We start from the raw sequence: 11583 nt of genomic DNA, 5'->3' as shown, positions 1-11583 counted from the left end.
AACATGGAAACCTCGTGTGGATTCTACCAGATAAACCAAGTTGGGACACTACCCGAAGAAGATTGCCTCAAAGCCGACCATATCCAATCCATATCTTTTTGTAGCTACTTATTCAACCACTCAGAGATCTCATCTTAAGCCACCATCGGAACAGAGGGGGGGGGGATGGTCTTGCGTAACGACCGCTTGAAAAATATGGACCTGGAATTATTTTTGCTTGTTAAGGATTTTGCAGCTGGTTACAGTAAGGGCACGGATGGTCTTGTGTCTTTGGGGATCGGGGCAGTGGAAAGGGTGGTGGTGTCTTGAATCGGTAACCCAGCGAAGCACTGCGGAGCCTGAACCTGATGAAGGAGAGATACGTTGAGCAATAGGTTTATCGATACGGTCGACCTTGATTCTCTGAGGGACAAGGTTAGCAGAAAACTTGCCATCTCCAGAAATATCCAACAGAGCGACCTGCCCCGCTATCAGAACAGGGACGCCCCAGGCTTCGATGAACCCATCGTGGAGGTGGCTGACGAGGATCGTTTCCGTTTTCCGTCGGCGTCAAGTTTGACTGCTGCCTCGTCTGAGCGCGTGCTTCGTGATCTCTACGACGTAAGCGGGCTCGAAAAAGGTTAGGTGGTCTGGAATTGGCCACGGACGAGGTACCTTTCCCGTACACGAATCCTGTCCGATACCGGCGGGATCTGCCGCTGGGGTCGGACCCTGTGCTCGTGCAAAAGCTCCATGGTGTGGTCGAGTGTGTCTTGACGACCTACCAGGGCGGCGAGGGGTCGCTTGCCCATTCGGACAATCTCAAACTGGACAAGACATCTTTCCTTTTCTGCCTGCGGTTTGCAGAGCAAAGGATGGTGGCTATTTCCGATCCGCAGTGCGCCAAACTGGCAGGTGGCCATGCAAATTGGCCGTACTCGGATGGCATGATCATCTTTGGGGCACACCTCGCGACGGCCATGGCTCGTTTCCGCCCTTTGCGGTATAGCGATCCTCCCTCGGTCGACCGAAGAGCCGACATCATTGATGAACAGATTTTATTTCATATTAATGACATCTTTGCCCTGGAGTGCGGCTGGGTCGTAGGCAGGTGGTTCTTGCGCCACAAAGATCCCGGATATGTGGCAGGACAAAATCAATTGGCCAATGAAAACGACCGGATCACTGCCGAACAAAAAGCCATCTATTTTGATGTCATGAGCCTGCGAACCTGGCGGAAGAAGGCACAAAACATGTTTCAGTACATGGCCACCGAGGGCGCCGATGTCGCCACGCTGGTCTTCTTTTATGACGGGCTGCTGAGTTTACGGTGACAAACCCGGACAATTTCCCCTACATTGTTCAGCCCCGTTCCTGTTTTCGGCACCGAGAGGCCTCTGGAGAAAGGTTCTCTGCCTTGAACCTGTTGTAGATCTCCCGAACCTCCTCCCTGGCGGCCACAAAAATTTTTGTTAAATCCGGATCAAAGTGGCCACCATCCTTCCCCTCCGATCCCCATGCCTGGATGAGGTTCATGACCTTGTCGAAATCCATCCCATTTTTGTAGGGCCGATCACTGACCATGGCATCGAAAACATCAACAATGGCCACAATCCTTCCCCAAAGTGGAATCTGAGAACCCCTTAACCCAAGGGGATAACCGGTTCCGTTCCATTTTTCATGGTGACTGCAAGCCACCGTGCAGGATCTTTCCAAAAGGGGCAATCGCTCTCCATCCACCAGGTGTTCGCCTTCGCGATAAGCCAAAATTTCCGCCCCTGCTTCGGCGTGGCCGTCCATGGTGACACGTTCGTCATCGTCAAGTTTCCCCGGCTTTAACAGGATATCATCCGGGATGGCCAACTTGCCGATATCGTGCAGTGCCGCCGCCTGAGCCAAAAGGTTCAGCTCTTTCTGGGGAACCAGGCCACTTTTTTCGGCCAACAATTGGACGTAATCCTGTAAACGCCGAACATGGCTGCCTGTCGTGGCGTCCCGCGCCTCGATGGCTCGGGCCAGTCGCAAAACCATCTCTCCCTGCGTGGCCATCAGTTCATCAAGAAGCGTGACCAACTGGGTCTGCTGCACCGCCCGTTGACCCACAAAGTGGGCAATCTCGTCAAGATCGATGCCAGCCATGTACCGTGATTGGACTGCCCGCAACGCTCCACGGGAATCACGAACTAAAAGCGTCGGCGATTCCGTTTCGCCGACGATCAGACACCAGGGCCAGGAATCCTCATGGTCCGGAAAAGCCAAATCAAGAGCTTTTCCCGTTTCTCCCGCGATAGTTTTGTAACCACCCAACTGATTCTCAACAAAGTAACTGTCCATGATCAAAATGACGGGGGCTCCCTCGCCATTCCAAAACGTCCGGTCCCGGAGTTCGCCCGGGGTCAATTCCCGAACATCGGCGTACCCTTCCTGATCCGTCAACTTGCGAATCAAAGGTTTCCTGAACCATAAGGCAACTGCAACCCCAATCGGGGTTTTAGCCAGGAGTTCACGGTGCGGCACAATCCGCCGGGAAGAGTTCATATGACCTTTTTTGCGTAGCCGATCATCTTGTAAAGAATCCTGGCGGCTGCAAACTCACCTGCCGGTTGCCCAGGAATCGGTGACAACTCGTTGATGTCAAAACCGATGACCTGGCGTTCCCGGGCGACACGGCGCAGCAGGCGCAGCACGGTCCAATAGTCCATGCCGCCGGGCTCCGGCGTACCCACGGCGGGCATGACCGAAGGGTCCAGACCGTCCAGGTCGAAGGTGACATAGACCTGGGGAGCCAGCTTTTCCACCACGGCGGTCATCCAGGCATCATCCTGGCGCTGCATCGCCGGAACGATATGCCGTGCCCAGAAAATGTTTTTTTCCCAATCACGTTGTTGGATCAACCGCCACTCCGGCCCGCTCAGAGAGCGGATACCCACTTGGACAAAGGGCAAACCCATCTCCGCCGCCTGATACATGACACAGGCGTGTGAAAAGGGCGTTCCATGGTAACTTTCGCGCAGGTCGGCATGGGCATCGAGTTGCAGGATGGAAAACCCTGTCCCAAAGTGCTCCTTGTAGGCGCGCAACAGGCCGACGGTGATGGAGTGGTCGCCACCGATGGCAGCGAGAAAGCGCCCAGCCTGGATATGGGGCATGGCTGCTGCGCGTATATCCTCCATCATCGCTTCGGGAGTGGCCAGATTGGGCTCCAGGGCGGGCAGGGTGTGTATGCCAATATCGATGATCTCTTCGCCCCATTCATCATCGAAGAGTTCCATCTGTCCGGAAGCGGCGAGCAGGGCTGCCGGGCCTTCGGCAGCGCCAGCCCGATAGGTCAGGGTGGCACCGTAGGGAATCGGGAGAATCACCACCGGTGATGTGGACAAGGGAGATTGGGAAACACCGCCAAAGATCATGGATCACACCCAAAAAAAGTATTGAAAAATAGTTGCACCATTTGTAACTATTCAGCACCCTTTCAAGAAAAGCTTGGATACGAAAGCCTTTGTCAGGGCTTCGCCCCGAACCCCACCAGGACACCGTCTTAGGCCCTGCCAGGGAGCCAGCCCCCTGGACCCCGATTCGTTGCCGGGTGCTGAATAGTTACACCATTTTTTAAAAATTCGGACTGCGGGAAAAGAGCCAGGTCAAGCTGCGCCGCATGCCCTCTTCCAGATCCACAACCGGTCGGTAGCCCAACTCCTGGCAGGCTTTTTCGACACGACAGGCAATGGTTTTATTCATCTCGGAGAGGACATGGATCTTTTGGTGATACAGCCCCATCCCTTGCAGCCCCCAGTCCAGCAGTCTGGCCACCTCTCCCAACCACCCCGGCAAACGAACGCGGCGATGGCGGCAGGTCTGACCGAACTCATTTTCCAGCAGCCGTTCCACAGTGTCAATTATCTCGTTCATGGTGTAGGGACGCTGATCGGCAATCCAATAAGTCTGGTTTGCCGCCGCAGGAACCATGGCCGCCAGCAGCAACCCATGACAAAGGTTGTCTATATAGGCCATGGAGCGCAGGTTGTTGCCATGGCCGACGATGGGTACCTTGCCATCGCGGATCATCTGGAAAAACAGCGTTTGGCGCGGGGGTTGATCGGGACCATAAAACCAGGGGGCCCGAATCAACACCACCTCCAGACCCGTTTGGGCGGCGATGCGGCGGGCCTCCTGCTCCATCAACATTTTCGACCGCCCATAGTTCATGTAAGGACGATAGGGGGACTCTTCATCGAAACGATGATCTGGGTGGGGGTTGACGCCGCAGGGAGAATTGGAGGAGACCACCACCACCCGGCGCAGGCCGGCCCTGGCTGCTGCCTCCAGCAGGTTGCGGGTGCCCGTGACGTTGATGGCGAAGAAGGTTTGTACACGTTGCGGATGGATCACGCCAGCGGTGTGAAACAACGTCCCCCCCCGCATGCCCTCCAGCAGGCGCAGGCAACTGGCCGGATCGCACAGATTCCCCTCCAGCGCTACCAGGCCTGGGAGGTTTTGTGGCAAATCCGCAGCCGTGTCCGGCAGGATCAGGGCGCGCAGGGAACGGGTTGGATCAGGGGCCAGAAGATCCGGTCGATCCGGCAGGCCGAGGGTCAAGGCGCGCACCAGGCCCCGCCCCAACCAGCCGGTGGCGCCGGTTATGGCCAGAGGTTCGTCCAGCTTCCCAGGTTTTGTATTCATAATCATCGTCGTAACAATTCACCACCCGGCCACGAATCGGGGTCCAGGGGGCTGGCTCCCTGGCGGGTCCAGGGCAGAGCCCTGGCGGGTCCAGGGCAGAGCCCTGGCGGGTCCAGGGCAGAGCCCCCCGGTGGGGTTCGGGGCAAAGCCCTGACAAAGGCTTTCATGTCCAAGAATCGGGGTCCAGGACGGAGTCCTGGTGGGGTTCGGGGCGAAGTCCTGACAAAGGCTTTCACATCCAGGCTTTTCTTGCAAGGGTGGCGCATGGTTGCCGCATCCAGGCACCCTATTGCAGATCGATCATGGTGAAATTTTCGCCGCGCATGTTGATCACCGGATCCTGAAGCCCGGTCTTGTATTGGCGGGTCAGGATGGGAACCTGGGTGCGCAGATAGGTCATCAACTCCTTGATCTGGATCCGGTTGTCATGTGGCGAGGTGTCGGAGGCTCCCTTGAGACCCTTCAGCAGGGCATAGGTGAAGACACCATGGCCCAGCAGATCCAGCTCGTTGGCCAATTGTGTTCCGGTGCTGGCGGCAACGACATGCGTGCCGGTGGCGCGGGAGAGCGTGGCCATGGGACGGTGCTCAGCCAGACCGGAAAATGGACCCACGGCAGCACCGGATTTACAAGCATCCAGCATCAGAACAACATTGCGCGCCCCGATGCGGGCTATGGATTGTTTCAGGAGGGCTGAGGAGACAGCGACACTCTGCAACCGGCCAACATCGGAAAAATCGACCTCGTGAGGGATGAAATACCAGGCATCTTTTTCGGCTTCGCCATGTCCGGCGAGGTAGATCACCACGGTATCCTGGGGCGCGGTATTCTTGAAAAGATCCAGGCGCTGCGTGATGGCCTCACGCGTGGCATGGGCATCGAAAAGGGTGTCGACCAGGGTCCGACTGGCGGCTGAAATCCGGGCCGTGGTAAAAAAGTCCCGCACCCCTTTGGCATCCGGAACGCCAAAATTGAGGTTCATCTGTCTGTTTTTATAATTGTTGATGCCGACCACCAAAAGGTGCAACGAGGCCGCGCCAGGGTCTTCGTCAGGGTGGTTGAAAAGGATGCTGGCTGTTTCGCTTTCGATACGGTCCCGACTCAAGGCCAAACCCTGGAAGGAGTTGGAACCAGCCACCATGGGCACGGTGAAACGCAGCTTGCGAATCTCGTTTTGCGCACTGCGGGTTCTGCCCGTCTCCTCGGCGAGGTCGGGATCGATCACCTTGCCATTGTGGAACAGGCGCACCTCGTCAACGCCGCTGCCTTGATCCTCCACCGTCGCCAATATCGTGATTTTATGGTTGGCGGGATCGTTCTCTCCCAACTCCAGGGTGACCTTGGGTGGGGGTGTAAACCCTTCCGACACGTTGGGCAGGGTTCCTGTAGACATTTTTTCGCCGGCCAGCAGATGCCCGAGAAGACCGGGGCGGTAGTAGCTCTCCAGGAAGCCATCGACGCTGAAGGAGCGGTTGTCCACATCCCAGCTGATCGCATCCAGGCGATCTTCGGTCTCTCCATCGAGGGTGCCGTCGAAGAACCCTTCGGGCGTCACGGCGGCCCATCCGGTACGCATGGCCACGAGCCGGGTGATCTCCACGCCCCGGCTGCCGGACCAAAAGCGTACCATGCGATCATCCCCCGCGCTGGCCAGAATGCCCTGGCCTCCCGGGGCAAAGGCCAAAGCGTTGATCCCCTTCTGGCTCCCCTGCAACAGTTGGGGCGGCCCCGGTGACGCCGTATCCGTGGCATCCGTGGCAGCGGAGGAAGCGGCATCCGGCTGGGAAGTTTCCGTTTTGGCCGCAGTGGGATCGACGCGGCCAAACCCCCGCCCTCCCCCACCCGTTCCGACTGTCCAGACACGGATGGCGTTGGCGTCATCGGCCACCGCCAGATAGCGCCCATCCAAACTGAAGGCCATGACCTTGGGGGTAAAATCCTCTTTGGTGCGCCATTTTTCCGCGCCGTCGGCAACGTTCCAGGCGATCAGGGAACCCCCGGCCAAAACCCCGGCGACGCTGGCGCCATCCGGGCTCCACGCCAGAGCGACGCCGTCCCGTTCAGCGAGGGTGACCACGGTTTTGCCCGTGGCCAGGTCCAGGAGCAAAAGCTGCCCATCATCCGCCACCACGGCAGCCTGCCTGCCGGAGGGAGCAACGCTCAGCTCACGAATGTCCCGGCCCAAACCGGGCAGCGCCTCCGCACTCTCACCTGAATCCAGATGCCATATCTTCAGGCTCCCCTTTTTCCCCGTGGCCAGAAGACGGCCTCCGGGCAGAACGGCCAGCCCGATAACCTCTTCGTCAAGACCGTGCAGGGTGCGGATTCGGGTATTCTGGACGGTATCCCAGAGGGTGACAGCGCCGTCGCCATCACCGGTCACCAATTGCGGACGATCCCGGCGCTCCCCATCAGCCGTGAACTCCGACGATGGCAGACCCGGTTTTTCCCCGGCTGCGGAAGATTTCGGCTCGACCCGGGCAAACCCGCGCGTGGCATTTCCGGATGACAGAAGAAGTATCCGGGTTGTCGGACCGGACGACAGATCGGTCACTTTTTGCCCGGTGGTGGTCTCCCAGAGATGGACTGTACCATGGGCCGCCGCCGCCGCAACCCATCCTCCATCCGGGGAAAAGACCACATTTTTCATCTCCACCGCATGGCGGGACCGGATGGTGAAGGTGGGTTTGAAAGCCTGACGAATGTTGGATTGAACGGCGTTGATAATCTGCCGTGATGGATTGAACGAACCAAAAGGCCCGGCATACCCCGGAGCAGCCAGGGGGAGCAGCGCCGCGCCCAAACCGGTCAACACCAACCATTTGCGCATGTCAATTCCTATCGATGATTTCTTTCGGAAGGGTGCTGGAACCCGGGGCGTGTCCCGCTCCTGGGAACCGATTGGGGGATGCGTCTGTTTTTCTAAAAACGGCCTTCGGACGTACCGGCCTGAAAGATGCGCGAATATGGCTCTGGATGGCCCTCTCCGTCTGCATCACGGGGCCTGCGATGGGCGCTGCGCCTGCCGTCGCAGCCGATACGGCCAGGGTGAGGAAGAGCATACCACCTCCGGCCACCATCTGCCATCCACGTTTGCTCATGCCAGACACGGTTTCACTCCCCGGTAAAAACACCATGGACCCCGATTTGACAACCCAGGTTGGAAGGCAGATGGCGTTCCAGGATGCTGGCAGCCTTGTCCGCATTCGGCTGGCCATCCAGGGCCTTGAGTCCGTCGTGGAGTTCCGTCAGTGGTTTTGGCGAGGTGATGGCGATGAAGTGATCCGCTCCCAGAGGTGGTTGCACCTTGAGGGGAAGTTCATAGGGTTTGCCGGTCTGCACGGTCAAAGGGTCGTTGTAGGGGCTTTCGGGGTGAGGGTAGAGAAAGTTGACGGTTCCGTTCGAGCCAAGGTTGATCAAGGTGAAGTAGGGATGTTTGAGGTTGCTGATCGAAAAAGTCAACAGCTCCCCCAGACGGTGCAGCTTATCGTTGGGCTGTAGAGCCATGGCCATCGGTTCGGTGCGTCGGCTCAACTCCTTGATCCTTTCCACCAGTTTGACCTTGTCAAATACCAGGTTGAGCGCTGCGGCCTGTTCGGAAGGAGAGCTGCCTTTGTCCAGGGCATGGAATACATCCCCAAGGGGCGAGTAGAGTTGCCCGCTGGCCGCATCCAGCATCCAGGCCTCCGGTTCTTCGCTCTGAACCACCCTGATCCCTTTGAGCAACGTGGTATCCGGCTGGAATCCTCCTGTGGGCGAGGCGCTTTGGGTTTGTGCAGCGACGCGCCCGAAGGCACGGGTGCCGTCCCTGCCGGATGCGGGTTTGATAAACAGCTTGAGCGTGGGAGATGGTATGGCGGCCAGTGTCGTTTCGGCATCGGGTGAACCTTGGATCCCTTCGTTGGCATGGGTCGCCGGTTCCTGCTCCGCTTTGGTTTCACGCGCCGGTTCCGCATCGTTGAAAGAGAGCAACGCCCCTGACCGGGTCACAATCCTGGCCTGTGGATGCTGAATGCCATCCGTCGCCATGCGCACGCTCTCCCGGACAAATTTTTCCAACTCCTCCTTGGTCACCTGGCCATCGCGGTTCAGATCGGCTTCACCGCGAAACGCCTTGGCCATGGCCCAACTCAAAGCGCCCCGCTGCTGGTCGCCGATCGTGACTTCCGGCACCTCCTCGGTGTCTGGAACAGCCCCAAAAAAAACAACATGGGCCAGCTCCGCATCGGAGATCCTCTTCTGTGCCGTTGGCGGGGGCAGAGCATCATTCTTGATGCGTTGCAAAGGTACGGCCCGGGTCTTCAGTTTTCTCGGACTACCCAAGCCCCGGGTCATGGTCCCGGAGTGACAGGAGTCGGAAATCATGACCACCTGAAATTCTTTCGCCGCCAACAGCATGTCACTCACCTCGTTGTCGAGAATGCGCTCATGGGTGGCTGGACCTGAGGAGGCAAAATCCGCCATCAGCCAGAACGAATCCTTGCCGGTAGGTTCGGAGCCCGGAATCCTTTCAGGCTGCTGCGAACCATGCCCGGCATAGTGGAGCAACAACAGATCCCCTGGTTTGGCCTTGCCGACAATCTCCTTCCAGGCCGCCGTGATGCGGTCACGGGTGGCGTCACCATCCAACAACTTGATCACCTCTTTGGCGCGATATTGGCGCAAGGCGTCGGCCACATCGTTGGCGTCGTTGACGGCGCCATCGAGTTTGCCAAAATTTTTATAGTCGTTGATGCCAATCACCAAGGCGTAGGTGTCGGCGTGCAAAGGTGGCATGTACAGGAAAAAGATGGAAAAAAGGACCATCCATCGCGACAACGACCCCAAGTGCGCATCCTTCAACCAGGCATGACTCATGACTTTGGCTCCGTTTTGGTGAGCGGAGAGGCGACCATTCAGGCAACTGGTCAGCACCTTTCCAAAAAAAAGCTGGGACATGAAAGCCCTTGTCAGGGCTTCGCCCCGAACCCCACCAGGACGCTGTCCTGGACCTGCCAGGGAGCCAGCCCCCTGGACCCCGATGCGTCGCCGGGTGGTGAATGGTTACCGTTTTTCACGTATTTCCCGCAACACAGGATCCATCCAACAGCACGCATGGTCAACCCCCTTCAGAACACGCAGGTGTACGGGAGCACCCGGGGGAAAACGGGCGGTGAAAGAACGAACCACCGACTCGGGCACCTCCTGATCCCCGTCACCCACAAAGTGCCATTGGGGCAAATTCTGGAGACGACCAACAAACGCTACCGGATTCAGGGAGTCGGGCATGGGCGAGACGCCGTGATGGTTGGTCCAGGCATCCAGATCCAGATTGGCCGCCACGGTCACCAACCAGACCACATCCTGCCGACGTGCGGCCAAAAGGGCCGTCAGGGCGCCCCCTCCCGAATAACCAACCAGGGCCAACGAACGGGCCTGGGTCACACGTTTGACCTGATCCAGCGCCTCATCATGGATGTTCACCACCTCTTCGGCATAGCGATGGGTCGTCCAATGGCGCACGCGGCAACCGGGGGAGCGGCGACCGGCATACTGACAAAGCCGGGCCATGTACAAAACATCCGGTGAAGAGTCTGCCGCCGCAAGCTGGAGAAAAGTTGCATGGCGCGGGGTGGGATCGTGCGCCGGGGTGTGCTTGTCCAGCCACGCCATGCCGTCCCCTTCCAGGTACAGCACCAAAGGATCGGGCGCCGAACTGCCCTGCTTCAAAAAAGTCGTCAAACGAAACCCCCGTACCTCCAGGGGAAAAGGGAGCATGCCGCCCATCCTGGCCACCTCGGTGGCGCGTTCAAGGGGCATGAAGGAGCAGGCCGCCGAAAAAAAACATCCACCAGCCATGGCCAGGAGCATCGCCTTGATACCCCCCCACGCAACGGCGCAGCCTCCCCCCACCCGGTGGTCGCGGTTCGCTGCTGTCGGAACGCCCGTCATGCCCGGATTCACCCCTTCGAGTCAGGTCAAATCCCACCATGAAAAATCCCTACCTTCAAAAACAAAATCTCCGGGTCATAACGATCACGCCAATATGGATGGATGGTGTCCGGGTAATACTCCCGTGCGCTGTAGTAGGGGGTCAGCTGACAATCAAATCCCGCCTGGCGAAAAAATTCAAGGATATCCGAAGCCCGAAACAAATTGACATGCCGCCCATGCTTCTGGAAATAACGCTCCGGCTCCATGGTGAAAAGTCCCTGCAATGGATGCGGCAAGGGACGGTGACTGCCAAAATCGACACAGTGCAAAAAACGTCCACCTGGCGCCGTCCAGTCCCGCAAAGCCACCACGCTCTCCTGTAGAGGCGTGATGTGTTCCAGAACCGAATTGGACAACATGATGTCGAAACGCCCCCCCAGCTTCTCCTGGAGGCGGGTATCCGTCGTCACGGTGATGCGTTCCCGCACCTGGCGGCAAAACTCCGCAAACGCCATGCGCGGGCCAAATAAACCGGTAAAATCCCGAAAACACCCCAAAAGATAGGGCCTTTCAAACAACGGATGGTCCCATACGCCGGCATGGAACATGGGCTCGGTGCTGACGTAGGCGGAACATCCCAGAAAAACGGCCAGCGGCCCCCACCCCAGATTGGGGCCGCACCCCAACTCCAATACCCGCTTCCCGGAAAAATCAAGCGGATCCCAGTCGGGATGCACCCGGCGGATAATCATCTGGTAGCGATTGAGAAAATCGAACGGACGTTGGGTCCGGGAATATTTTGGCGAGGTGAATACAGCGTCCAGATCATAACGTTCCGCATCCGCCGGCATGAAAAAACGCCGCCGCAGGGAGCGAAATATGTCACGAGGAGGTCTTTCCCAAAGGGAACGAAAAACGTGCGTGGGGAGTGATAACAATGGAGTGTCCAAAAAAAGGATTGAAAAAAAAGAGGGGGTCTGGGGGATTCATCCCCCAGTGGGGTCTGGGGCA

9 protein-coding genes are annotated in these 11583 nt (G+C 58.2%); 2 read left to right on the top strand and 7 right to left on the bottom strand.

Features of this window, described 5'->3' with window-relative positions; genetic code table 11:
• Window positions 1-363: 363 nt before the first annotated feature.
• Together HQL63_14510 and HQL63_14505 are read left to right on the top strand one after the other, a co-directional pair.
• Window positions 364-624 (top strand): hypothetical protein, encoded by a 261-nt coding sequence (locus tag HQL63_14510; protein ID MBF0178038.1) that lies wholly within the window; start codon window positions 364-366, stop codon window positions 622-624.
• Between the two features lie 95 nt (window positions 625-719).
• Window positions 720-1313: a hypothetical protein gene (locus tag HQL63_14505; GenBank protein ID MBF0178037.1), complete on the top strand. Its 594-nt coding sequence runs from the start codon at window positions 720-722 to the stop codon at window positions 1311-1313.
• Between the two features lie 28 nt (window positions 1314-1341).
• Here the strand turns inward: HQL63_14505 and HQL63_14500 are convergent, their stop codons facing one another.
• The 7 genes from HQL63_14500 to HQL63_14470 form a co-directional block, all read right to left on the bottom strand.
• A complete protein-coding gene (locus tag HQL63_14500) occupies window positions 1342-2517 on the bottom strand; it encodes an HD-GYP domain-containing protein (protein ID MBF0178036.1) in 1176 nt (391 codons plus the stop codon).
• Window positions 2514-3389 (bottom strand): agmatinase, encoded by an 876-nt coding sequence (gene speB, locus HQL63_14495; protein MBF0178035.1) that lies wholly within the window; start codon window positions 3387-3389, stop codon window positions 2514-2516. The genes HQL63_14500 and speB overlap by 4 nt, the downstream gene beginning before the upstream one ends.
• 199 nt (window positions 3390-3588) lie before the next feature.
• Window positions 3589-4638 (bottom strand): NAD(P)-dependent oxidoreductase, encoded by a 1050-nt coding sequence (locus HQL63_14490; protein ID MBF0178034.1) that lies wholly within the window; start codon window positions 4636-4638, stop codon window positions 3589-3591.
• Window positions 4639-4945: 307 nt separating this feature from the next.
• Window positions 4946-7489: a caspase family protein gene (locus HQL63_14485; protein MBF0178033.1), complete on the bottom strand. Its 2544-nt coding sequence runs from the start codon at window positions 7487-7489 to the stop codon at window positions 4946-4948.
• 284 nt (window positions 7490-7773) lie between these two features.
• Window positions 7774-9516, bottom strand: a complete 1743-nt coding sequence (locus HQL63_14480; protein ID MBF0178032.1) for a caspase family protein — start codon at window positions 9514-9516, stop codon at window positions 7774-7776.
• 186 nt (window positions 9517-9702) lie between these two features.
• Window positions 9703-10590 (bottom strand): alpha/beta hydrolase, encoded by an 888-nt coding sequence (locus HQL63_14475; GenBank protein MBF0178031.1) that lies wholly within the window; start codon window positions 10588-10590, stop codon window positions 9703-9705.
• Window positions 10591-10616: 26 nt separating this feature from the next.
• A complete protein-coding gene (locus HQL63_14470) occupies window positions 10617-11423 on the bottom strand; it encodes a methyltransferase domain-containing protein (protein ID MBF0178030.1) in 807 nt (268 codons plus the stop codon).
• Window positions 11424-11583 lie beyond the last annotated feature (160 nt).

It is taken from the genome of Magnetococcales bacterium (genome assembly GCA_015231175.1).
Taxonomy (GTDB): Bacteria; Pseudomonadota; Magnetococcia; order Magnetococcales; family DC0425bin3; genus HA3dbin3.
This window is presented reverse-complemented; position numbering and strand designations above follow the sequence as displayed.

Coding starts and splice junctions, on each gene's coding strand:
- speB (MBF0178035.1), bottom strand. CDS start 3,389: ATGATCTTTGGCGGTGTTTCCCAATCTCCCTTGTCCACATCACCGGTG.
- HQL63_14470 (MBF0178030.1), bottom strand. CDS start 11,423: ATGCCGGCGGATGCGGAACGTTATGATCTGGACGCTGTATTCACCTCG.
- HQL63_14480 (MBF0178032.1), bottom strand. CDS start 9,516: ATGAGTCATGCCTGGTTGAAGGATGCGCACTTGGGGTCGTTGTCGCGA.
- HQL63_14500 (MBF0178036.1), bottom strand. CDS start 2,517: ATGAACTCTTCCCGGCGGATTGTGCCGCACCGTGAACTCCTGGCTAAA.
- HQL63_14475 (MBF0178031.1), bottom strand. CDS start 10,590: ATGACGGGCGTTCCGACAGCAGCGAACCGCGACCACCGGGTGGGGGGA.
- HQL63_14485 (MBF0178033.1), bottom strand. CDS start 7,489: ATGCGCAAATGGTTGGTGTTGACCGGTTTGGGCGCGGCGCTGCTCCCC.